Annotated in this window: 24 protein-coding genes; 11 read left to right on the top strand and 13 right to left on the bottom strand. The window is 59.8% G+C overall.

Going from position 1 to position 23,146, the window contains the following annotated elements; translation table 11 throughout:
* Positions 1-35: 35 nt before the first annotated feature.
* Entirely contained in the window at positions 36-1,163 is a 1,128-nt protein-coding gene (locus ACYZT2_RS04240; protein WP_461970393.1) for a sensor histidine kinase, read from the top strand.
* Positions 1,164-1,343: 180 nt separating this feature from the next.
* Here ACYZT2_RS04240 and ACYZT2_RS04235 read toward each other — a convergent pair whose 3' ends face one another.
* Complete coding sequence (locus ACYZT2_RS04235; RefSeq protein ID WP_461970391.1) at positions 1,344-1,652, bottom strand: chaperone modulator CbpM; 309 nt, start codon at positions 1,650-1,652, stop codon at positions 1,344-1,346.
* A 24-nt stretch (positions 1,653-1,676) separates the two neighbouring features.
* Positions 1,677-2,624, bottom strand: coding sequence for a DnaJ C-terminal domain-containing protein (locus tag ACYZT2_RS04230; RefSeq protein ID WP_461970389.1), 948 nt, complete (start codon positions 2,622-2,624; stop codon positions 1,677-1,679).
* Between the two features lie 298 nt (positions 2,625-2,922).
* Here ACYZT2_RS04230 and ACYZT2_RS04225 point away from each other — a divergent pair, with 298 nt between their 5' ends.
* Positions 2,923-4,197 (top strand): Hsp70 family protein, encoded by a 1,275-nt coding sequence (locus ACYZT2_RS04225; protein ID WP_461970387.1) that lies wholly within the window; start codon positions 2,923-2,925, stop codon positions 4,195-4,197.
* Between the two features lie 119 nt (positions 4,198-4,316).
* Here ACYZT2_RS04225 and ACYZT2_RS04220 read toward each other — a convergent pair whose 3' ends face one another.
* From ACYZT2_RS04220 to ACYZT2_RS04210, 3 genes are all read right to left on the bottom strand, one after another.
* Positions 4,317-5,330, bottom strand: a complete 1,014-nt coding sequence (locus ACYZT2_RS04220) for an AI-2E family transporter (protein WP_063341719.1) — start codon at positions 5,328-5,330, stop codon at positions 4,317-4,319.
* A 166-nt stretch (positions 5,331-5,496) separates the two neighbouring features.
* Entirely contained in the window at positions 5,497-5,802 is a 306-nt protein-coding gene (locus ACYZT2_RS04215) for a PsiF family protein (RefSeq protein ID WP_038978747.1), read from the bottom strand.
* A 72-nt stretch (positions 5,803-5,874) separates the two neighbouring features.
* Positions 5,875-6,663 carry an AraC family transcriptional regulator gene (locus ACYZT2_RS04210; RefSeq protein WP_461970384.1) on the bottom strand — a complete coding sequence of 263 codons (789 nt, stop codon included), beginning with the start codon at positions 6,661-6,663 and terminating at the stop codon, positions 5,875-5,877.
* Between the two features lie 97 nt (positions 6,664-6,760).
* Between ACYZT2_RS04210 and ACYZT2_RS04205 the strand changes: the two genes are divergently transcribed.
* The gene (locus tag ACYZT2_RS04205; protein ID WP_461970382.1) at positions 6,761-7,648 is read left to right on the top strand and encodes a DMT family transporter; all 888 of its coding nucleotides are present in this window, start codon (positions 6,761-6,763) and stop codon (positions 7,646-7,648) included.
* Between the two features lie 103 nt (positions 7,649-7,751).
* On the opposite strand, the gene ACYZT2_RS04200 is transcribed toward ACYZT2_RS04205, so the two are convergent.
* The 3 genes from ACYZT2_RS04200 to ACYZT2_RS04190 all read right to left on the bottom strand — a co-directional run bounded on the left by ACYZT2_RS04200 (position 7,752) and on the right by ACYZT2_RS04190 (position 9,693).
* Positions 7,752-8,642 (bottom strand): alpha/beta fold hydrolase, encoded by an 891-nt coding sequence (locus tag ACYZT2_RS04200; RefSeq protein WP_429375487.1) that lies wholly within the window; start codon positions 8,640-8,642, stop codon positions 7,752-7,754.
* 106 nt (positions 8,643-8,748) lie between these two features.
* A complete protein-coding gene (locus ACYZT2_RS04195) occupies positions 8,749-9,054 on the bottom strand; it encodes a DMT family transporter (RefSeq protein WP_461970379.1) in 306 nt (101 codons plus the stop codon).
* Positions 9,055-9,693, bottom strand: a complete 639-nt coding sequence (locus ACYZT2_RS04190; protein WP_461970377.1) for an FMN-dependent NADH-azoreductase — start codon at positions 9,691-9,693, stop codon at positions 9,055-9,057.
* A 122-nt stretch (positions 9,694-9,815) separates the two neighbouring features.
* Between ACYZT2_RS04190 and ACYZT2_RS04185 the strand changes: the two genes are divergently transcribed.
* Positions 9,816-10,760 carry a LysR substrate-binding domain-containing protein gene (locus ACYZT2_RS04185; protein WP_461970375.1) on the top strand — a complete coding sequence of 315 codons (945 nt, stop codon included), beginning with the start codon at positions 9,816-9,818 and terminating at the stop codon, positions 10,758-10,760.
* A 138-nt stretch (positions 10,761-10,898) separates the two neighbouring features.
* Here the strand turns inward: ACYZT2_RS04185 and ACYZT2_RS04180 are convergent, their stop codons facing one another.
* Complete coding sequence (locus ACYZT2_RS04180) at positions 10,899-12,974, bottom strand: AsmA family protein (RefSeq protein WP_461970373.1); 2,076 nt, start codon at positions 12,972-12,974, stop codon at positions 10,899-10,901.
* A 386-nt stretch (positions 12,975-13,360) separates the two neighbouring features.
* Here ACYZT2_RS04180 and ACYZT2_RS04175 point away from each other — a divergent pair, with 386 nt between their 5' ends.
* The 7 genes from ACYZT2_RS04175 (at position 13,361) to ACYZT2_RS04145 (ending at position 18,550) form a co-directional block, all read left to right on the top strand.
* Positions 13,361-13,789 carry a hypothetical protein gene (locus ACYZT2_RS04175; protein WP_461970371.1) on the top strand — a complete coding sequence of 143 codons (429 nt, stop codon included), beginning with the start codon at positions 13,361-13,363 and terminating at the stop codon, positions 13,787-13,789.
* 157 nt (positions 13,790-13,946) lie between these two features.
* Positions 13,947-14,579: a TetR family transcriptional regulator gene (locus tag ACYZT2_RS04170; RefSeq protein ID WP_217855625.1), complete on the top strand. Its 633-nt coding sequence runs from the start codon at positions 13,947-13,949 to the stop codon at positions 14,577-14,579.
* 246 nt (positions 14,580-14,825) lie between these two features.
* A complete protein-coding gene (gene ureE, locus ACYZT2_RS04165; RefSeq protein WP_461970369.1) occupies positions 14,826-15,326 on the top strand; it encodes an urease accessory protein UreE in 501 nt (166 codons plus the stop codon).
* Positions 15,323-15,997: an urease accessory protein UreF gene (locus ACYZT2_RS04160; protein WP_461970367.1), complete on the top strand. Its 675-nt coding sequence runs from the start codon at positions 15,323-15,325 to the stop codon at positions 15,995-15,997. The genes ureE and ACYZT2_RS04160 overlap by 4 nt, the downstream gene beginning before the upstream one ends.
* A gap of 23 nt (positions 15,998-16,020) precedes the next feature.
* Positions 16,021-16,635: an urease accessory protein UreG gene (gene ureG / locus ACYZT2_RS04155; RefSeq protein WP_038978736.1), complete on the top strand. Its 615-nt coding sequence runs from the start codon at positions 16,021-16,023 to the stop codon at positions 16,633-16,635.
* A 28-nt stretch (positions 16,636-16,663) separates the two neighbouring features.
* Positions 16,664-17,236 (top strand): HupE/UreJ family protein, encoded by a 573-nt coding sequence (locus ACYZT2_RS04150; protein ID WP_461970365.1) that lies wholly within the window; start codon positions 16,664-16,666, stop codon positions 17,234-17,236.
* A gap of 186 nt (positions 17,237-17,422) precedes the next feature.
* Positions 17,423-18,550: an AGE family epimerase/isomerase gene (locus ACYZT2_RS04145; protein WP_461970363.1), complete on the top strand. Its 1,128-nt coding sequence runs from the start codon at positions 17,423-17,425 to the stop codon at positions 18,548-18,550.
* A 120-nt stretch (positions 18,551-18,670) separates the two neighbouring features.
* On the opposite strand, the gene ACYZT2_RS04140 is transcribed toward ACYZT2_RS04145, so the two are convergent.
* The 4 genes from ACYZT2_RS04140 to livM all read right to left on the bottom strand — a co-directional run bounded on the left by ACYZT2_RS04140 (position 18,671) and on the right by livM (position 23,146).
* Positions 18,671-19,438, bottom strand: coding sequence for an SDR family oxidoreductase (locus tag ACYZT2_RS04140; protein ID WP_030128306.1), 768 nt, complete (start codon positions 19,436-19,438; stop codon positions 18,671-18,673).
* A gap of 839 nt (positions 19,439-20,277) precedes the next feature.
* Positions 20,278-20,994 (bottom strand): ABC transporter ATP-binding protein, encoded by a 717-nt coding sequence (locus tag ACYZT2_RS04135; RefSeq protein ID WP_030128307.1) that lies wholly within the window; start codon positions 20,992-20,994, stop codon positions 20,278-20,280.
* Positions 20,991-21,866, bottom strand: a complete 876-nt coding sequence (locus tag ACYZT2_RS04130; protein ID WP_461970360.1) for an ATP-binding cassette domain-containing protein — start codon at positions 21,864-21,866, stop codon at positions 20,991-20,993. Before ACYZT2_RS04130 ends, ACYZT2_RS04135 begins: the two co-directional genes overlap by 4 nt.
* The gene (gene livM, locus ACYZT2_RS04125) at positions 21,863-23,146 is read right to left on the bottom strand and encodes a high-affinity branched-chain amino acid ABC transporter permease LivM (RefSeq protein ID WP_461970358.1); all 1,284 of its coding nucleotides are present in this window, start codon (positions 23,144-23,146) and stop codon (positions 21,863-21,865) included. The genes ACYZT2_RS04130 and livM overlap by 4 nt, the downstream gene beginning before the upstream one ends.

The following is a 23,146-nucleotide window of genomic DNA, read 5'->3' as shown; positions in this document are numbered from 1 at the left end:
TCACATCCCCCCTGCACATGCATAGGAACCCGGCCATGCGCCTACCCGATTTCATCAGGCAACATGTGGAACGTATCGTCGATGAGTGGGAAGCGTTCGCCCGGACTATCAAGCCGGCTGCCGAGCATATGGACCGGGAGGCGCTGCGTGATCACGCCTCGGCGATTTTGCTGGCCGCGGCGCGTGACATGACCACCGCACAGACGGCCAGCGAGCAAGCCGCCAAGGCCAAGGGTGAAGGACCCGAGAACACCCCGAGCCTGGACGAAGCAGCCGCCAGTCATGGCGAGTTGCGGCATACCGTAGGTTTTGATCTGGTGCAAATGACGAGTGAATTTCGCCACTTGCGCGCCTGCGTGATTCGCCAGTGGGTCGACAGCCTGCAATCACCGGACCTCGCCTATTTTCAAGACATGGTCCGGTTCAATGAAGCCATCGATGAAGCGCTGGCGGAGTCGACGGCGGCCTATGCCGAACAGGTCAACCACTCACGGGACATCTTTCTGGCCATCCTCGGCCATGACCTGCGTGCGCCGCTGCAAGCGGTCAGCATGTCCACGGAATTGCTCATGCGCAAAGTAAAGCTTGAAGGCGATGCGCTGACCTGCGCACTTCATATCAAGCGTGGCGCCCGGCATATGGCGGTGATGGTCGGGGATTTGCTCGAACTGGTCCGCAGCCGACTGGGTAAAACCCTGCCGATCGAACCTGCGCCGATGGACCTGGCCGATACCGTCCACACGGCGGTAGCCGAAGCCTGTGCCGGTAACCCGGAATGTGACCCGACGCTGAACGTGCAGGGCGACACGCGCGGCGTCTGGGACGCCGGGCGGCTGAATCAGATGCTGCAAAACCTGATCGGCAATGCCTTGCAGCACGGCGCAAGCAAGAGTGACGTCACGTTGACGCTCTCGGGCGAGCCTGACGCGGTGCGCCTTACAGTTCATAACTTTGGAACGCCGATTCCCGAAGACGCCCTCGGGACCATTTTCGATCCGCTGATACGCAGTACCGACGAAGAACCCGGTCAGCCGACTACCAGCCTTGGCTTGGGCCTATTCATTGTCAAGGAAGTGGTGAACGCGCATAAAGGCTTGATCGAGGTCAGCTCGAATGAGACGGACGGCACGCTGTTTACCGTGGTGTTGCCCCGCAAAAGCTGAAATCAGACCCTCGTAGGACCCGTGGACCCGTAGGCCGTAGGACCCGTAGGAGCTGTCGAGTGAAACGAGGCTGCGACCTTTTGATTTTGAGATCAAAAAGGCCAGATCAAAAGATCGCAGCCTCGTTTCACTCGTCAGCTCCTACAAGCTCCTACAAGCTCCGACGGGTAGGTACGCCCTCTATAGATCAACCACCAACCGCCCCAGCCTCTGCTTGAGCATGCTGTTCTCGGCCCGCAATTGTTGGACTTCTTCAAGCAGGTCCAGCGCCAGCGCAACGCCTTCCCACTCCAGCTCCAGGTCGTGCCGCAATTTGGCGGCACGCTTGGCCAGCACCAGTTCGAAATCGGTGAAACGCCAATCCTGGGGCTGACTGCCCTGAGGTTCGAGGATGCCATGTTCGACGATCTCGATCACGTGCACGTCCGACAGTTCGGTCGCCTCACAGAATTCTGCCAGGTCCAATAGAACGATCACGGGGTCGCTCATGATTGGCTACTCCTTATCTTAAAATCAAAAGTTCTCTCGCGGATCGAAAGCGGCTTTTTTTGCCAGCTCCTCCCACAATTCTTTGACGTCATGGCCGAGTTTTTGCGGCATCACTGCCTTCAACTGCACGAACAGGTAGCCACGGTGACCGGCCTTGTGCAGCAGGCCGTGGCCCTTGGCGCGCATGCGCTGGCCATTCTGGCTGCCGGCCGGAACCTTGAGGTTGATCTTGCCGGTCAGGGTCGGCACCGCGACTTCGGTCCCCAGCGCCAGCTCCCACGGTGCCAGTGGCAAGGTGATGATCAGGTTCTCGCCTTCGACGTCGAATTTGGGGTGCGGCGCAAAACGGATGGTCAGGTACAGGTCGCCATTGGCCCCGCCACCGATACCCGGAGCGCCCTGGCCCTTGAGGCGAATTCGCTCGCCATCGGTCACGCCAGCGGGGATCTTCACGTTCAGGCTTTTGTTGGTGTTGCTGACATGCTGGCCGGCAGCGTTGTAATGCGGCACCTGGAAGCTGACCTTCTTCGATTCGGTCGAGAGGGTTTCTTCCAGAAAAACCGGTAATTCCATTTCCACGTCTTGCCCTCGACGCCCGGCGCTATGGCCCGACCGTCCACCACCGTTAAAACCCGGACCACGGTTGCCGAAGATCGAACTGAAAAAGTCCGAGAAATCGCCCGTGTCCTGACCACCACCCCCGAAACCACCGCGGCTCTGCCAACCCGGTGGGCCCTGAAAGGGCTGACCGTGATGGCCGTATTTGCGCAAGTCGTCGTATTCGGCGCGCTTGTCGGCGCTTTTCAGCGCTTCATAGGCTTCCGAGGCATCCTTGAACCTGGACTCGGCGTCCTTTTCCTTGCTGACGTCGGGGTGGTATTTGCGCGCCAGCTTTCGATAGGCGGCCTTGATCGCCTTATCGTCCGCGGTCGGCTCCACACCGAGAATCTTGTAATAGTCTTTGAAGTCCATCGAGGGAATCACCATCCATTATCGAAATCGCGCAGCCAGGCACAGCATGCTCTTGTTTGCAGCATTTGGATCGACCGATCTCAACGTTGTGACCGGGCAGCGCATCAGAAGTTTATCGGCAGCGGGGCGCGGTTCTTGCAGTCGCCCCTGGGGGTTGCCAAGTCTATGCAGGGGAGTTTGGGGGTGATAGGGCATCTTTCAAGCGCTGAGCGCTGCGATTTAACGGATAGTCGGCCTTCGAATCTTCGCCGCTCTGACATACACTGCGCGGCCGTTTTTTAACCGGAACTTGAAAGACATGAAAAACGCATCTCCAGCCCGTGCCTGTGGTATCGACTTCGGCACGTCCAACTCCACCGTCGGCTGGCTGCGCCCCGGCATGGAAACGCTGATCGCGCTGGAGGACGACAAGATCACCCTGCCCTCGGTGGTCTTCTTCAATATGGAAGAACGTCGCCCGGTGTACGGCCGGCTGGCGCTGCACGAGTACCTGGAAGGCTACGAAGGCCGACTGATGCGCTCGCTCAAGAGCCTGCTGGGTTCCAAACTGATCAAGCACGACACCAGCGTTCTCGGCACGGCGATGCCGTTCAAGGACCTGCTCGGCCTGTTCATCGGCCAGTTGAAGAAGCGTGCCGAAACCGCTGCCGGTCGGGAATTCGAGGAAGTGGTGCTGGGCCGTCCGGTGTTTTTCGTCGATGACGATGAAATGGCCGACCAGGAAGCAGAAAACACCTTGGTAGACGTGGCTCGCGCCATTGGCTTCAAGGACGTCTCGTTCCAGTACGAACCGATTGCGGCGGCGTTCGACTATGAGTCGACCATCGAAAAAGAAGAGCTGGTACTGATTGTCGACATTGGCGGTGGTACGTCTGACTTCTCTCTGGTGCGTCTGTCGCCTGAGCGCCGCAACCACGACAATCGTCACGACGATATTCTCGCCACCGGTGGCGTGCACATCGGCGGGACCGATTTCGACAAACAGCTGAGCCTGCAAGGCCTGATGCCGCTGTTTGGCTACGGCAGCCGGATGAAGAGCGGCGCCTATATGCCGACCAGCCACCACATGAACCTGGCGACCTGGCACACCATCAACTCGGTGTACTCACAGAAGTCGACCCTGGCCCTGGGCAGCATGCGTTACGACATCGAAGACACCGGCGGCGTCGATCGCCTGTTCAAGCTGATCGACCAGCGCGCCGGCCACTGGCTGGCCATGGAAGTGGAAGAAACCAAGATCCAGCTGACCCACGCCCACAGCCGCCATGTGCCGCTGGACCGAATCGAGCCGGGTTTGAGCGTGGAGCTGAGCCGGGCACTGTTCGAATCGGCCATCGACAACCTGCTGGAGCGGGTGCGCAACAGCGTGACCCAGTTGCTGAACGACGCCAACGTGCGGGTCGATCAGGTGGACACCGTGTTCTTCACCGGCGGTTCGAGCGGAATCCCGGCGCTGCGCAATAGCGTCTCAGCGATGTTGCCGAATGCGCGGCATGTGGAAGGGAACATCTTCGGCAGCATCGGCAGCGGCTTGGCGATTGAAGCGATGAAGCGCTACGGTTCGATGGACTGATCCGAAACCGAGTTGTGCCCATCGCCGGCAAGCCGGTCTCGCTCCCACAGGGGATCACATTCCAATGTGGGAGCGAGCCTGCTCGCGATGGGGTCAGTTCAGGCGATACATCTGCCGGATCAAACCATCCCCACCTGCTTCAACTCACTCTTCAGATACGCGTAATAAATCGGCCCCGCCACCACCCCCGGCAGGCCGAACGCGGCTTCGAACACCAGCATTGCCAGCAGCAACTCCCACGACTTGGCACTGATCTGCCCGCCGACGATGCGCGCGTTGAGGAAGTATTCGAGCTTGTGGATAACAATCAGATAGCCCAGCGCCGCCACCGCCACCCAGATCGACAGCGACAAACCGACGATGGTGATCAAGGTGTTCGAGATCAGGTTGCCGATCACCGGCAACAAGCCAAGCAGGAAGGTCAGCACGATCAGGGTTTTGGTCAGCGGCAGCTTGATCCCGAACATCGGCAGGACCACCGCGAGGAAAATCCCGGTGAAGAACGTGTTGAGCAGGGAAATCTTGATCTGGGCGAAAACGATGTTGCGAAACGCCTGGACCAACAGGTGCAAACGGTCGAACAGCGCTGCGGCCAAGGGCTTGCGCTTGGTCACATCCGGCGCTCGCTGCAAGGCGATGATCGCCCCCAGCACCATGCCGATCAGCAGCGTCACGAACATGTGCGCCGCGTCCTTGCCCACCAGTTGCAAGTCGCTGAGGTGCTTGCTCATCCACTGGCCGATGGCCACACGGAACTCGGCGGCACTGGCCGGCAAATAAGCGTCGATGAACGGCGGCAACTGCCCGCGCGCGCGGTCGACCACGACCATGAATTTGTCGAGGGAAGCGCCAGGGTTTTCCGCCTCGTGCAGCAGAAAACTGATCGCGCCCGCAAAGATCAGCGCCAGCACGCTGACTACTAATGTCCCCAGCAACGCCACCGCCAGCCAGCGCGCACGGCGGCCTTCGATCAGCCGCTGCAATTGCGGCGTGAGCATGTTGACCAGTTCGAACACTAACAACCCGGCCAGCAGGCTGGGCAGTAATCGCAGAGGGAGCACCAGCAGCAAACCACCAAAAATGATGACCCAGCTGATAAGCAACAAGACCTGACGCTGAGAAAACGCTGACATACAGCCTCAAAACGAACGACGTAAAAGGATTGGCAGTCTGCCAGCGTTCCGGCGCCGAAGCGAGCGAACACGAACCTGTGGGAGCGAGCCTGCTCGCGATAGCATCACCGCGGTCCTCCGTGATACTGAGTCGCCTGCATCGCGAGCAGGCTCGCTCTCACAATGCTTATTTTTTCTTCAGGCAATCGCTCATGAACGTTTTGCGCGCATCACCCGTGAGGGCCTGGGTGGCGGCAGTCGCGTTGCAGGTTTTCATCTTTTCTTGTTGAGGTGTCATGGGCTTGGCGGCATCGGCGGCCGGCGCGGCTTTGAGGCAGGTGCTCATGAAGGCTTTGCGCTCGTCGCCCTTGAGGCTTTTTGCGGTAGCGTCGGCATTGCAGGTGGTCATCTTGTTCTGTTGGGCAGTGGCGGCGAAACCCTGGGAGCAGAGCAGCAAACCGACCATCAACAACGGGGCACGCAACATCTTCATGAAGTCTTCTCCTTGTTGCCGCACCGATGGATGCGGCCTCGTTTCGGAGTGTAGACAAAGCCTGTTACACGTTCACCTGCTATCGAGGTGGCTGCGTCGATATTGCTCAGGCGTGCACCCGGCCTGGCGCTGAAACATCGCGATAAAGGCCGAGCCGGTGCTGTAGCCCATGTCGAAGGCGATTTCCTGAATGCTGCGCTGGCTGTCCAGCGCCTCGATCGCCGCCAGAAACCGCAACCGTTGCCGCCACTCTCCAAAACTCATGCCCAACTCACGAACAAACTGCCGGGCCAACGTGCGTTCGCTGACATGAATTTGCGCGGCCCAGTGCGCCAATGGCCGGTTATCCCCAGGCTCGGTCTGCAAGGCTTCAAGGATGGCGAGCAGCCCGGGGCTGCTGGCGTAGGGCAAGTAACACTCATGCATCGGCGCCTGTTGCAGTTGGTCCACCAGCACTTGAGCCAGTCGCTTGTCTGCATCGTGCTCGGGAATTTTCACATCGCGGGCGGCGAAGTCTTTCAGGATCGCCTTGAGAATGTCGCTGATCGCCAGGGTGCAGGCCTGCTGCGGCAGATCACGGCACAGCGCCGGCGCAAGGCAGACCGCGCGATAGTTGATCGGCTGATTGCTATAGAAACTGTGCTCGGTCCCGGGCGGCACCCACACCGCGTATTGCGGCGGCGACATGAAGCGGCGGCTGCCGATCTCCATGTGCAAGACCCCGCTGGCCGAGTACTCGAGGGTGCCCCAAGGGTGATGGTGGGCCGAGGCGTACTCGTGGGTGTTGAAGTCGGCATAACGGAAATAGACCGGGGCCGGCAGTTCGCTGAAATCCAGCAGATCGATGTGTTTGCTGTTCATGCTGTCCGGAATCAGAGGCAGGTTGTCTGGATCGAAGTATAGGCATTGATACAGACAAGCGGATAATCCCCCTTCATTAACGTTCTGGTTTTTCCCGATGCAATACGCTTATCCCCTGCTGGCCATTTTCATTTGGGCTGGCAACACCGTGATCAACAAACTGGCGGTCGGCGCGATCTTTCCCGCCGAAATCGGTTTCTACCGCTGGCTGCTGGCCGCAATGCTGTTCACGCCTTTCATGCTTAAACCGGTGATCGCCCACTGGCCGTTGATCCGCCCGAATCTGGGCAGGATTTTCATTCTCGGCGTGCTTGGCATGGCGGTGTATCAGAGCCTGGCTTACTTTGCTGCAACGCTGACTTCGGCCACCAACATGGGGATCATTCTGTCGCTGATGCCATTGATGTCGCTGGCCATGGCAATTGTCAGCCTCGGCCAACGCCTGACCGCCGGCGCACTGGCCGGCGCGATGTTGTCGTTTGCGGGGGTTTTGGTGGTGGTGTCGTCCGGCAGCCTTGGCGCGTTGCTGGAACACGGGGTGAACCTGGGCGACGCGATGATGTTGATCGCCACGCTGGCGTATGCGATTTACAGCACCCTGCTGAAAAAATGGCAGCTGCGTTTGCCGCCGCTGGTGTTGTTGTATTTGCAGGTGTTGGTCGCGGTGGTGGTGCTGTTTCCGCTGTTCCTCGCCTCACCGAAAATCGGCCCGACCCTGCAGAACATTCCGCTGGTGCTCTACGCCTGCCTGCTGGCCTCAATGCTTGCGCCGTTGGCGTGGATGCAGGCCGTGGTGCGCCTGGGGCCGAGCCGGACCACGCTGTTTTTCAATCTGCTGCCGTTGCTTACGGCACTGATTGCGGCGGCGGTGCTGCATGAGCAGTTGGCGCTGTATCACCTGGTGGGTGGGGTGTTGACGTTGGGTGGAGTGATTCTTTCCGAGCGCTGGACCACCGTGCTGGGCCGTAAGGTCACCGTTGGCTGATCTGGCGCCATCGCGAGCAGGCTCGCTCCCACAATGGGCCAGTATTCGCAGGGTAAATGTGGGAGCGAGCCTGCTCGCGATGAACGATGACGCGGTGTGACGGCTAAACCCCGGCCGCCTTCAACCGCGCCGCATGTTCGACAAACAACCGCACCGGCTCTGCGCCCTTGCCCACCAGCCCGAGCGATTGGTTGACGATATCAAAGTGATCCATCGGGTATTCATCGCCAATCACCGTCCCCAAATGCGAGCTGTAACGCCCGACCATCCCGTCGCAATGCCCCGCTTCACGCACGAAAGTCCTGGCAAACAACCGGCAACTGCGATTGGTCCCGTCAAACAGGTTGCAGCCGCGATCGGTCTTGCCCGGCTGCAAAGTTCCGGACCAGGAGTAATACCGCACGCCATTGACCACTTCCGGGCCGTGCCCGCCCCAGGTCTCAGGCAGGCCCTGTGGATAACGCTGATTGAACAGCGCCACGCCGGCGGTGGTCAGGGATTGGTGCGAAGCCGGGATATCCACCGGCAGTCTCGGCCCGCGATAGCCGGTTTCCAGCAGGCACATCAACGCGCTGATCAGCCACAGTAAAAAGCTCAGCAGCCGGCCCTTGGCGCTGTCAGCGGGATAATGGGTGTGCAGATGGTCCGCCAGCTCCGAGCCGTGATTCGGCCCGGCCACCGAAGTCACTGAAGCCACTTGATCCGGGCGTTTTGCCGCGGCGTAACGGGCGGTCAATGAGCCTTGGCTGTGGCCGATCAGGTTGACCTTCTCGGCCCCGGTTTCGCGCAGAATCTCCTCGATCCGCGCCAGCAATTGCTCGCCGCGCACCTCGGTGGAGTTGAGCGGCGAGACCTGCACCGCAATTACGGTCGCCCCATCCCGGCGCAGCGCCGAAATGATTCCGTACCAATAGGGATAGAGCAGCAGACGGATAAACCCGAGCATTCCCGGGACCAGCACCAAGGGGTAACGCGTGGCGGAACCTTGCGACATGGATGAACATCCTTGTGATCGGTGAGATGAAGCAAGGCAGGATGCAAGGCATCGGCCAAGCATCGCCACCCAAGATGACAACTCAACCACCAGTCTATGACATCGCTTACTTCAACCCCACCACGCCCGCCACAATCAGCCCGACCGAAACCAGCTTGAGCGCGGTCAGGCTTTCGCCCAGCAGCGCAAAGCCGAGAAACACCGTACCCAGTGAACCGATCGCGGTCCAGATCGGGTAGGCGATGCTCACCGGCAATTCGCGCATGGCCAGGGTCAAAAAGTAAACCCCGCCCACCGCGGCCACCCCTGTAATCACTGACGGCCAAAGCCGGGTGAAGCCTTCCGCGTACTTCATGCCCATGGCGAAAGTGACCTCGAACCCGGCGGCGATCAGCAAGAACAACCAGGCCATCTAGAACTCCCTGGCCAGCGCCAGCAAACGCTGCTCGGCCTCGGCCACGGACACCTGGAACGTGCGTTCGGCGGACTCCTCACCTTCGGCGGCGACCACGGTGACGTCGGTGATGCCGATAAACCCCAAAGCAGTGCGCAGCAACGGATCGGCATGGTTCATCGCTTCAAGTTCACCGCCGGGGCCGAAGCCGAACCCGCCGCGACTGGTGACGATCAAAGCCTTCTTGCCCTGCACCAACGGTTCGTACTGAGCGACGCCGTTGTCCAGGGTGTGATTGAACGTCAGCCCGAGCCGCACAATCTGGTCGATCCAGGCCTTGAGGCCGCTGGGCACGCTGAAGTTGTACATCGGTGTGGAAATCACCAACAGATCATGGCCGAGCAACTCCCCTACCAATTCATCGCTGAGTGCCAGGTCGGCCTGCATCGACAGCGGTCGCGCTTCAGGTTCTGGATGAAAAGCGGCCGCCACAAACGCTTCGTTGACGGCCGGAATCAACGCCCGACCGACTTCACGGCGGGTCAGTTGCGACTGCGGGTTGCGCACCTGCCAAGCGGAAAGAAACACCTCGGCCAAACGCCGCGAATGTGAACGGTCGCCACGGGGGCTGGCGTGAATGGCAAGAATTTTACTCATCTCAATCTCCTGAAGACTAAACTCAAACTGCTTGTGGCTTTCAGCTTGAAGCTTGCAGCTGCTCCTCCTCAAATGAACAAAAATCAGTCTGGATGAATCTATTTCATCCATGGAGTTTTAAAATGTTTGCCTCGTTGCCGCTGACCGCCCTGCGCGCCTTCGAATCCGCCTCGCGCCTGTTGAGTTTCAAGGCCGCCGCCGAAGAGCTCTCCGTGACACCGACGGCGGTCTCGCACCAGATCCGCGCCCTGGAAAACTGGCTCGGCGTGCCGTTGTTCGAACGACTGCCACGACAGGTGCGCCTGACCGAGTGCGGCGAACGACTGTTCCGCAGCCTGCACGGCGCCCTGCTGGAAGTGGCGCAAAGCGTCGATACCTTGCGCCCGCAACGCAGTGGCACCAGCCTGACGATCTCCACCACGGCCGCCTTCGCTGCCCTTTGGCTCGTACCAAGGCTCGGCCGGTTTTACGCCCGCCATCCGAACATCAGCCTGCGCCTGGACACTCACTGCGAAGTGATCGATTTGCATCAAGACGCCAGCGTCGATCTGGTGGTGCGTTACAGCCTCGACGATTACCCGAACCTTTATGGTTTGTGCCTGTTCGACGAGTCCTTCGGGGTCTATGGCTCGCCTGAACAAGTGGCCCTGGCGGCCAGTCGGGTACCAACGCTGATCAGCGTGCGCTGGCACAACTCCAAGCTGTACGCCCATGGCTGGGAGGCCTGGTGCGCACAGTCCGGCGAAACCTGGCTGGCCGCGCAACCGGCGGTGCGTGAATACGATGAAGAGCATTACGCCCTGCAAGCCGCCATCGCCGGGCAAGGTCTGGTGCTGGCGAGCAACATTCTGGTGTCGGAGAGTGTGGCCAGCGGCTTGCTGTTGCCTTATCGGGGTGACATTCAGGTCGACGGGGCCGGATACAGCGCGCTGTGCGTACCGGGCCGTGAACGGCATCCGCCGGTGCGGGCATTTTTTGCGTGGTTGCAGGAGGAAGCTCGATTGTCTGGTCTATTGCCAAGATCGCAGTCTGCGGCAGCGCCTACAGGAGAACTCATTCCCCTGTAGGCTTCGATTGCATTCTGAAAGATCTGTAGCGCCTGGCATACCTTCATCGCGAGCAGGCTCGCTCCCACATTTCACCTGTAAACACAGGTCCATTGTGGGAGCGAGCCTGCTCGCGATGGCGTCAAAACAGACACCCAATCATTTTGTTGGCTTAACCGTCACCGGCGCCTTCCCAGCCTTCATCTGCTCCAGCAACGGCGCACACTGATTGGGCTCACCACCGCTGGGCGCTATCAGCGCCAGCAAGCCCGCTGCCGGCGCGGCAATCACACCCAGTGCAACCATCCCGGCCCCACGCAACATCAGTGGCACCGCTTTCACGCCCGCATCCGGCTTGATGAACTTGCCCCGCACATACAGCGGCGAACGCAGCGAAATCAAACGCCAGCCCTTGGATTCCGGGGAGATGGTCAGGTCCAGTTGCTCGGTCGCCATGTTCGCCGTGCCGTCGACGTAGACGATCGCGGTCTCGGTATCGAAGACGAACAGCCGTGTGGTCGCCAAACCGCTCTTGATATCGAAATCGGCCGCCGCGCAATTGATCTTCACTTCCCGGTCCCCAAAGATCTTGCCCACTACATAGTTGCCGACGTTGAGCCCCGCCAGCTCCATCAACTCACGGCTGATCGCACCGTCATTGATCAGCATCTTCAAATTGCCATCGGCAGTGCCCAGCAGCTTGGCCACCGAGTTGCCACGACCGACAAGATTGGCGTCGCCATTGAGCTCACCGAAACTGGTTTTCATCCGCTCCAAGGTGGGGAACAGCTGCTTGAGCTTGAACTTGCGCGCCGTCAGTTTGGCCCGGCCTTCCAAAGGCTCGGTGCGCCCGTTGAGACGAATCTGCGCATCCAGATTGCCGCCAGCCACACCGAAACGCAGGGGCGCGAGGCTGAGCACACCATCGGTCAGCACCACATGGGTGTAGAGATCGTTGAACGGCAGTTTTGCGCTGTGGACGATGCGTTTGCCGGTGAATTCCACATCAGCGTCCATGTCGCGCCAACGTTCAGTCCTGAACTCCTCGACCGGTAGCAGCTTGTCGGCCGGTTGCTTGCTTTCACCGCCGCGGGCCTCTTGCTTGGCGTTGGAATCGGCACCGATCAGCGGTGCCAGATCGGTAAACAGCAGTTGATCGGACTCCAGCGCCCCGCTGAGTTTGGGCCTCGGCTGGCTCGCCACGTAGGTCAAGTTGCCATGGATGTCACTCTGGCCAATGGTGCCGTTGAACGCCTCATAGCGGTACACCGCCCCGCCAGGCTCTTGCAGCTTGGCAATCAAGTGCCCGTCGGTGGCGTAAGGCGGAGTATCCGGCAGGGTTACGCCGATCAGCGGATAGAGATTACCCAGGCTGGCCCCGGCCAGTTTCAGGCGCAAATCCAGGGCGCCGAGGTTCAATGGATCGGTGAGCGTACCGGCCAGCTCGACGCTGGTGTCGGCGATCTTCATTTGCGCTTGAAGCGGGAACGGCTTGGTGGCGTCCTGTAACGCCAGCAAACCGCCAGTCTTGCCCTGGCCCGCGAGATTCTGACCCTGATATCGGCCTTTGACCTTCCATGCGAAGGCGTAATCCTGTGGCGAACCACCCTTTTCAACCGCTTTTTTTGCCGCTTTGTTGCCAACAATGTCGCTGAACGGAATCGGTTTGCCCAACGGATCGATCAGCAGATCAAGCTGAGTCTTCAGCTTCTGGTCGTCGAGCGTGACGTGGCCCTTGTCGAAGCCGATGGCACCGATGTCCAGCGCCCAGTTTGAAGGCTCGGCGTTCGGGTCTTTGGGGTCGAACTTGAACGTCCAGTTGGCACGGCCGTCGGCCAGACGCTGCAAGTCGGCGTCGGGTTCGGTCAGGTCGATGCGCGGGATCATCACCCGTTGCGCCAGCAAGGCCAGCGGCGAAATGCGCAGTTCAACGCGTTTGAGGGTGGCCATCCGCGGTTGCTTCGACCAGTCCGGGTTGCCCAGGCTCAAATCCTCAGCCACCACATGTGGCCACGGCACCCAGGCTCGCCAGCCGCCCTCGTCCGGCTCGCGCTGCCAGATCACTGCAAGGTTGCCATTGATGGCGAATGGACGGTGCAGTTCTTCGGACACTTTGGCGTTCAGGGGCGGTTTGATCCGGTTCCAATCGAAGAACGCGATGATCAACACCAGGACGGCCAGCAAGGCAACGAGGCTGGCGAAGGTCCAGGCAAGAATTTTACGAGTGCGCGTCATTGCACAGGGCTCCTGAATACGACTGAGCGCCCCGACAGCGACGCATTGATGAAACGTTAGGCCAGAACCGGCCTGCCATGAAATCTAGGACTGGGAAATGGCGCGCAGGTTTAGCCAAATAGGCGCTTAACACTCAAATAATCGGCCGGGGACACTCTGCTCCTTCATCCGGCGTTACCGCACCCGCACTTTTGCGAGGCGAGAGTGGGTCGAAAATACCCACCCCAGTGCAAAAAAGCTCGCCGGAACGCCCGTTCTAGAGCGCCGCGGCCAAACAATCAATTCCATTGATTATTACCATTGCGTTTATGAACTTTTAGATCGACTTATCGAGAGTAGCATTGCTCTCGTACCCACTTTATCGCCCTCCCAAGGAGCAACCCATCATGAAACGCGAATTACTGCTTGGCCTGACCCTCTCGATGTTAGCCAGCACCGCTTTTGCATTGCCGGCCGCAGATCAGGCCACTCCACAAATCAAAGATAGCCACTCGGTGTTCAGCCAGACCGTTGCCGCCGATGGTTCCGACCGCACACCACAGGGTCAGACTCTGGCCGAAGGTGGTAATGATCGCCTGAAAGAAAAAGGCCTGATCACTCAAGATGGCTCGGATCGCACTCCACAAGGTCAAACTCTGGCCGCTGACGGTTCCGACCGCACCCCACAAGGCCAGACTCTGGCGGCTGACGGGTCCGACCGCACCCCACAAGGCCAAACCCTTGCTGCCGACGGTTCCGATCGCACTCCACAAGGTCAAACCCTTGCCGAAGGTGGTGGTGACCGTGTGATCGAACGCAACAGCGCTGCGAGCTAAGCCCATGGCGGCCCCGAAAAAAAGCCCAATCCCCGGATTGGGCTTTTGACTGTATAGAAGCTGCGTTTCCCCGCGTGATCTCCCGATAGTCGTTCGACGCCAGCGAAGCCGATTTGCTAGAGTGCGCCGCTGTCCCTGTCCAGAAAACACCCTTGCGATGCTGCCCCGCGCCGAACAGAAACAACAGACCCGCAACGCCCTGATGGACGCTGCCCGCCACTTGATGGAAAGCGGCCGAGGATTCGGCAGCCTGAGCCTGCGCGAAGTGACCAGAACCGCCGGGATCGTACCCACCGGTTTCTACCGGCATTTCGCCGACATGGATGAACTGGGCCTGGTGCTGGTGAGCGAAGTCGGTCAGACCTTCCGTGAAACCATCCGGCTGGTGCGCCATAACGAGTTCGTCATGGGCGGCATCATCGATGCCTCGGTACGGATCTTTCTCGACGTGGTCACGGCCAATCGCTCGCAGTTCCTGTTTCTTGCCCGCGAGCAGTACGGCGGCTCGCTGCCGGTGCGCCAAGCCATTGGCCGCTTGCGCGAAGACATCAGCTCGGACCTGGCGGCGGACTTGTCGCTGATGCCGAAACTGCAACATCTGGACATCGCAGGTTTGAGTGTCATGGCTGATCTGATCGTCAAAAGCGTGTTCGCCACTTTGCCAGACATTATCGACCCGCCGGTGCAGGCGTTGCCGGAGCATCTGACGCCACAGGCGAAAATCACGCAGCAGTTGCGGTTTATCTTCATCGGCCTCAAACACTGGCAAGGCCTCGGCAGTACCGAGTGACACAGCCCTCCAGTGGAAGCGAGCCTGCTCGCGATAGCGTCGCCACAGTCAACACTTGATGTGACTGATACTCCGCCATCGCGAGCAGGCTCGCTCCCACATTGGTGCGCGAAAACTCCACATGCACCAACATGATCCAAAATTCTGAAACATCCCCTACGCTCCGACAGGCATTTCCTACCTCTCACCCGATTGGCAAGCCCCTTGCTCTAGCCCTGAGCATTGCCCATTGCTGGAAGCCTTCCGATGCTGGTGATTCATCGCAGAATCGACCCCCAACCCGTCTGGGCCGCCGAGTTGCACCTGACTTTCGAAGCCCGGAGCAAAAGCCGCTTGCGCTGTTTCAGTGCCGAGAATGAAGACGTCGGGTTGTTTTTGGAGCGCGGTCAGCCGCCGCTGTATGACGGCGAATGCCTGCAAGCCGAAGACGGGCGCGTCGTTCGCGTCTGCGCTCGCCCCGAACAACTGCTGCACGTCACCTGCGCCAACGCTTTCGAACTGACCCGCGCCGCCTATCACCTGGGCAACCGCCATGTGGCCCTGCAAGTCGGCGATGGCTGGTTGCGCCTGCTCGACGATTACGTGCTCAAGGCCATGCTCGAACAACTGGGCGCCAATGCCGAGAACATCGAAGCGCCGTTCCAGCCGGAACACGGTGCTTACGGCGGCGGTCATCACCATTCGCGCCAGGGTGACGAGGATTTCAACTACCCGCCGAAACTGCACCAGTTCGGCGTGCGCTTATGAACCCGGCTTGGGCGCTTCTGCGTCTGGCCAGCCCGCAGCTGCCGATTGGCGGCTACAGCTATTCCCAGGGTTTGGAGATGGCTGTGGATAACGGCCGCGTGAACGATCCCGACAGCGCGCGGCGCTGGATCAGCGATCAGTTGCTGTTGAACCTGGCGCGATTCGAAGCACCGCTACTGCTCACCCATTGCACCGCTGCGGTCGAAGAAAACTGGGCTGAACTGCTGCAACGTTGCGAAGAACATCGCGCCAGCCGGGAAACCCGCGAGTTGCATCAGGAAAGTCGGCAGATGGGTTATTCGTTGAAGCAACTGCTCAACGGTTTACCGGAACTGGATGCGTCGGCCCGGGACTTTCTCGACCAATGCCCTGAACCGCACTTGGCCCTTGGCTGGGCGCTGGCGGCCCGCGCCTGGCAGATCAGCCCGCAAGATGCGCTGGCCGCCTGGCTCTGGAGCTGGTTGGAAAACCAATTGGCGGTGCTGATGAAAACCCTGCCCTTGGGCCAGCAAGCCGCCCAGCGCCTGACCAGTGACCTGCTGCCGTTGCTACAACAGGCGCAGCAAGACGCTACCCGAATCAACCCCGAACACTCTGGCAGCGCCGCTTTCGGCCTGTCTCTGGCGTGCATGGCCCATGAGCGCCAGTACAGCCGCCTGTTCCGTTCCTAGGGCCTTTTACTTTGGAGAATCATATGAACGCACAACCCCTGCGCGTCGGCATTGGCGGCCCGGTCGGTTCCGGCAAAACCGCTCTGACCTTGGCCCTGTGCCTGGCCCTGCGCGACCGCTATAACCTGGCCGTCGTGACCAACGACATCTACACCCGCGAGGACGCCGACTTCCTGGTGCGCAACGAAGCCTTGGCGCCCGAGCGGATCATCGGCGTGGAAACCGGCGGCTGTCCGCACACGGCGATCCGTGAAGACGCCTCGATCAACCTCGAAGCCGTGGATCAACTGAACCGGCGCTTCCCGGGGCTGGACCTGATTCTGGTGGAGTCCGGTGGCGACAATCTCTCGGCAACCTTCAGCCCGGAATTGTCCGACCTGACGATCTACGTGATCGACGTTTCAGCCGGCGACAAACTGCCGCGCAAGGGTGGGCCGGGGATCTGCAAATCCGATTTGCTGGTGATCAACAAAATCGACCTCGCGCCGCTGGTAGGCGCCTCGCTGGAGATGATGGACAGCGACACCCAACGCATGCGCAACGGCAAACCGTTCGTCTTCAGCAACCAGAAAACCGGCCAGGGCCTGGAAGCAATCATTGCCTTCATCGAACGCCAGGGCTTGCTGACTGCGGCCTGATCACACTTATCAACAAGGAAGCTTATCCATGACACTGAAACGCATTCTGGGCGCCATGGCCCTGCTGCTGACCCCGGCCATCGCCTTTGCACATCCGGGCCACGGCGTCAATGGCTTGATGGCCGGCATCAGCCACCCGATCGGCGGCCTCGATCATTTGTTGGCAATGGTTGCCGTGGGGTTGTGGGCTGCGCAGCAGAAAGGTGCCGCGCGCTGGGCGCTGCCCTGCACGTTCGTGGGCACCATGCTGATCGGCGGGCTGCTGGGCTTTGAAGGGTTGAACCTGCCAGCGCTGGAAAGCGGGATTGCGGCATCGGTATTGGCGTTGGGCCTGGCGGTGGCTCTGGCGGTGCGCCCGCCGTTGAGCGTGGCAGTGGCCGCGACCGCATTGTTCTCGCTGTTTCATGGTGTGGCGCATGGTCTGGAGCTGCCGGAGATGTCGAGCCCTTGGGCGTATACGGCGGGGTTTGTGGTGGCGACGGCAGCTTTGCATGCAGCGGGTTATGCGATGGTTCGAGTGCTGCCTCAAGCGGCAGCACCGTTGGTTCGGTTGGCGGGTGCGGCTTCGGCGGCGACTGGGGTTTGGTTGTTGGCGGGTTGACTCTCTAGTGTCTGAACTGGCCTCTTCGCGGGCAAGCCTCGCTCCTACAGGTTATTCGTCGTACGTAATCCGGCCACAATCCCTGTAGGAGCGAGGCTTGCCCGCGAAGGCGGGCCTGACAGACACCGCGTCTCTCAGGCCTGCTAACATGTCGCGCAATTAACCCTGCCGTGACGACGCCAGCCAATGCCCTCTGTTTCCCGCTCTGCTTCCCAGCCTGAATTGACCGCCCTGTTCGCCTCGGTGCAACAGCACTTCCAGGACGTGATCGTGCCGCTCTGGCAAGGCCCCGGCTGGAATGCCGACATGGCATTGCCGTATGAAGCGCTGGACGCCGAGCATCAACCACTGCCCCCTCAGCGTTATCGGGCCATGGCTTGCGCGCGGCAGTTGTACCTGTTTTCCAGCCTGATCGGCCAAGTGCCTGAGGCCGAAGAACGTGCGGCGGCACTGTTCCGATCCTTGCAACAGCATTTCCACGATGCCGAGCATGGCGGCTGGTTCTACAGCATCGACCCGCAAGGTGCGCCGCTGGATCAGCGCAAAGACCTCTACACCCACGCCTTCATCCTGTTCGCCTGCGCCCATTATTGGGACAAGGTTCGCGAACCGCTGGTGGAGTCGGTGCTCAACGCCACGCTGGAAGTGTTGGCGCAGCGCTTCGCCACAGGCGACGGCCTGTACGAAGCCAGTCTGGAACGTGATTGGTCCTCGCTCAACTCTGGGCCGCTGCAGAATCCATTGATGCATTTGGCCGAAGCCTTCCTCGCCATTCTTTCGGTGCGCGAAGACGCTGCTGTGCAGAGCGCGCTTGTCGAGTTATGCACAGCCATGCAGAAGCGCTTCATTGACCCGCAACACGCGGTATTGATGGAAAAACCGCTGGGCGCTGTGGATAACTGGTTCGAACCGGGCCATCAGTTCGAATGGTATTTCCTGCTGGAGTCCTCACCGCTGCTGCGCGGCTCCAAACTGCATGCGTCGCTGGACCGCGCCTTTACGTTTACCGAGCAACTGGGCGTGGATCAGCAGACCGGTGCTGTGCGCGCGATGCTGGAGCTGGACGACAATCCTCGTGATACGACCCAACGCATCTGGGCCCAGGCTGAATACCTGCGTGCCCTGACTTTGCGCCCAGGCAGCGAAGACTCTGTGCAGCACCAATTGCTGGCACTGCAACAGCGCTTTTTGCATGCGGGCGGCTGGTATGAGTGTCGCGATGAACAGGGCGAAGTGAGCCGCAAGGACATGCCTTCGACCACGCCTTATCATTTGGCGACCTGTTATCGCGGGTTGGCTGAGTATTTGCGCTGACTGAGAGATTGCTTTCGCGGGCAAGCCTCGCTCCTACGGGTTTTATGTTGAATCGCGATTCTGCGAACGACACATGATTTGTAGGAGCGAGGCTTGCCCGCGAATAGCCGTTACCCGGTCTTACGCCTTGGCATTACGCTCAATGGCAAACCCGCTCCAGGTCTGGCTCACCGGCATCAGCTCGAGGCTGTTGATGTTGATGTGCGCCGGTGCGTTGAGCACCCAGAAAATGGTCTCGGCGATGTCTTGCGGCTGGATCGGCTCGGCGCCGGCGTAAGTGGCGTTGTAACGCTCCTGGTCACCGGCGAAACGCACCAGCGAGAACTCGCTCTCGCACAGGCCCGGCTCGATGTTGCTGACCCGCACGCCCGTACCTTGCAGGTCGCAACGCAGGTTCAGGGAGAACTGTTTGACGAACGCCTTGCTCGCGCCATACACGTGGCTGCCCGGGTACGGGTAGTTGCCGGCGATGGAGCCGAGATTGACGATGCTGGCGCCACGACCGTGAGCGATCAAACGCGGCAATAACAGACGAGTGCTGTACATCAGGCCTTTGATATTGGTGTCGACCATGGTGTCCCAATCATCAAGATCGCACTTGGGGGCCGGGTCGACGCCCAAGGCCAGGCCGGCGTTGTTGATCAGCCCGCGCAGCTTGGCGAAGGATGGCGGCAGGTTGGCAATCGCCTCCTCCATGGCCTTGCGATCCCGGACGTCGAGCACCAGGCCATGAACCTCGGTCTGCTTCGACAACTCGGCGCACAGGGCGTTGAGGCGTTCTTCACGACGACCTGTCAGCACCAGTTTCCAGCCGGCTTCGGCAAAACGACGGGCGCAGGCTTCACCAAAACCTGCGGTCGCGCCGGTAATAAACAGGGTGTTGGACATCGTGTTCTCCTTGCTTGGGCTGATGACAGCCCTTGGAATAGAAAATCAGTTGCCAGCATGCCCGGCCTTGTCCACAGCGGCAACCATCGCAAAAACCGTACAGAAAACAATCAATACCAGCAACGCCATATGGACTGTTGCTTGCAGCCATGTACGCGCACCTTATCCACAGGCCGGTCCACAGTTTCCGGGGGCAAGTGCAAAAGCTGCAAGCCGCTGTCCACAAGGCTTTGCGGGCAGATTAGAAAGTTTTTTGCTTGACCCTCGGGTGCCTGCTGTGTAACGCCGGGCAATTTGCACGACCGGGCGGTCAAACCGACGATGGCTCCAAGCCAGTAACTACGGCCTTCAGCCGACTCTTTCCAGAGTTTAACCACAGACTTATCCACAGGCTTGTACACCTCGATTCATACCAAGTTTTTCCCTAACAAAAAGGTTGACAAAGCCGGCTCGAGGTCCAGCAAAAACACCTGATCAAAAAACAACCACATCGCTGCAAGGCACGGATTCAAAGGCTTGTAGCCAGCTACTCCCACGTTATTCACAGCCAGCTCCACAGCAAACGGGGACAAGTCAAAACCCTGACAAAACAGCAATTTGCAGCGGCTTTATGTCGCGCTTCAAGAGGTCATGAATATTGTTTTCCACAATTCCCCGAAAGCACACACCGCCCATGTGGGAGCGAGCCTGCTCGCGATAAAGGTGGGTCAATGAAAAGCATGTCGGCTGACACTCCGCTATCGCGAGCAGGCTCGCTCCCACAAGGGGTTGGTGGCGTTTTATAGATAGAAAAAAGCCCCGGCGATTGCTCGTCGGGGCTCGTTGTTGCAAAGGAGAACTCAGTGGCCGCCGAGGTAGGCGTTACGCACCTCATCGTTCACCAGCAGCTCCTTACCGGTGCCGCTGAGGCGGATCTCGCCGTTGACCATCACATACGCCCGATCCGACAACTTGAGGGCGTGGTTGGCGTTCTGCTCCACCAGGAAGATGGTCATGCCGGTGCTGGCCAGTTCCCGCAGGGTCGCGAAGATCTGTTTCACCACAATCGGCGCCAGCCCCAGGCTCGGCTCATCGAGCAGCAACAACTTCGGCCGGCTCATGAGCGCCCGGGCGATGGCGAGCATTTGTTGCTCGCCGCCGGACATGGTCATGGCTCGTTGGGTACGCCGCTCTTCGAGCCGTGGAAACAACTCGAACATGCGCTGCATGTCTTCCTTGGCGTACTTGTCACCGATTGGAATCGTACCCATCAACAGGTTTTCCTCAACGGTCATGTCAGGGAACACCCGCCGACCTTCTGGCGATTGAGCGATACCGTTGGACGCGATGTAGTGGGAAGACTTGTGCGTGATATCCACACCCTGATAGATGATTTGCCCGTCAGCGGCCCGAGGCTGGCCGAAGATCGACATCAGCAGGGTCGATTTACCGGCGCCGTTGGAGCCGATCAGGCTGACGGTTTCACCTTCATTGATGTGCAACGAAACTTTCTTCAGAGCCTGAATCGGCCCGTAGAACACGTCCAGATCCTTGAGTTCGAGGATGGGTGCACTCATACCACTTCCTCTTCTTCGGCGCCCAGGTAGGCGGCAATCACTTTCGGGTCGTGTCGAATCGCGTCAGGCCCGCCCTCGGCGATGACAACGCCGTGGTCCAGCACCACGATGTGGTCGGAAATACTCATTACCATGCCCATGTCGTGTTCGATCAGCACCACGGTCAGATCGTGCTCGTCGCGCAGCAGCCGGATCATCGCGCTCAGCGCTTCGGTTTCCTGAGGGTTGAGGCCGGCGGCCGGTTCGTCGAGGCAGATGATCTGCGGCCGGGTACACATGGCCCGGGCGATTTCCAGACGGCGTTGTTGACCGTAGGACAGTTCACCGGCCAGGCGGTTGGCGCAGTCCACCAGATTCACCACTTCCAGCCAATAGAACGCGTGGTCCAGCGCATCGCTTTCGGCTTTGCGGTAACCCTTGGTGTTGAGGATGCCCGAAAGCAGGTTGCGGTTGACCCACATGTGTTGGGCCACCAGCAGGTTTTCCAGCACCGACATTTCCCTGAACAGTCGGATGTTCTGGAAAGTCCGCGCCAGACCGGCACGGTTGATCAGGTGCGTGCCACCGAACATCTTGTAGTGGAGCCGGCTGGCGAAGCTTTTCGGCGAAACGAAATCGATTGCCTTGAACGGTTCCCCAAGCATTTTGATGACATCGGTTTTCACACCATGGGCATTGAGTTCGATGTGCCCGCCGGACGCTTTGTAGAACCCGGTCAGGCAGTTGAACACCGTGGTCTTGCCCGCGCCGTTGGGACCGATCAACGCGAAGATCGAGTTGCGTTTGACTTGCAGGCTCACGTTATTCAGCGCTTTGATGCCGCCGAAGTGCATCATCAGATTTTCGACCGAGAGAACGATTTCTTCGCTCATGGCGCCACTCCTTTACGCGGGGTCACACCGGTGCGGCTGATCCGGATCAGGCCGCGCGGTCGCCAGATCATCATCAACACCATCAGGATGCCGAACAGCAGCACGCGATATTCAGCGAAGCCGCGCAGCAGTTCCGGGGCGACAGTCAGTACGAACGCTGCAATCACCACGCCGATGGTCGAGCCCATGCCGCCGAGCACCACGATGGCGAGAATCAGTGCCGATTCGAAGAAGGTGAACGAGGTCGGGTTGACGAAACCCTGATAGGTGGCGAAGAACACACCGGCCAGACCGGCAGTCGATGCACCGATGGTGAATGCCGACAGCTTGACCAGTACGTGATTCAGGCCCATGGAACGGCAGGCGATTTCGTCTTCACGCAAGGCTTCCCACGCGCGACCGACCGGCATGCGGGTCAAGCGGTGCTTGACGTACAGCACGGCCAGAACCACCAGGAACAATACCGCGTATATGAAGTAGTACTTCACGTCCGGGTTATAGGCGATGCCGAAGAACTCATGGAACGGGACGCCGCCCTCCTTCGCTCTTTTGCCGAACTCCAGGCCGAAGAACGTCGGCAACGGAGCTGCCATACCGTTCGGGCCGCCAGTCAGGGACAGCCAGTTATTGAGGATCAACCGGATGATTTCACCGAACCCCAGGGTCACGATCGCCAGGTAGTCACCGTGCAAACGCAGCACCGGGAAACCCAGGATGCAACCGGCTAACCCGGCAATGATTGCCGCCAGCGGCAGCACCGTCCAGAAACCCAGCCCCAGGTATTGATAACCGAGCGCCAGTCCGTAGGCACCGATGGCGTAGAACGCCACGTAACCCAAGTCAAGCAGACCGGCCAGGCCGACCACGATGTTCAGCCCCAGGCCCAGCAGCACGTAGATCAGCCCGAGGATGACCACGCCCAGCAGGTAGGAGTTGGAGAAAAACGGGAACACCACGGCGATAACGATCATCACCGGGATGATCCAGCGCAAGCGGGATTTGTAATCAGGCGGCAGTACATGAACCCCGGAGCTGGTGCTTTCAAAGCCTTCAAGAATGCTCAGACCCTTGGGGGTTTGCAGGAACAGGCTCAAGGCAAAGCGGCCGGCCATGACGATGGCGACAATCCATGCCACCCGGGTCGTTTCCAGGTTGAAGCCGTAGCCGTCGAGGACTACGCCGACAATCGGGCCGAACACAATCAGGGCCACAAGGCCGGCAAGAATCGCGTCAACCAGGCTTCTTTTGAGATCAATGGTTTTTTTAGTGGTTGAAGACAT

It is taken from the genome of Pseudomonas sp. MDT1-85 (genome assembly GCF_054898065.1).
The sequence above is the reverse complement of the archived record's forward strand: the minus strand, read 5'-3'. Positions and strand labels throughout refer to the sequence as shown.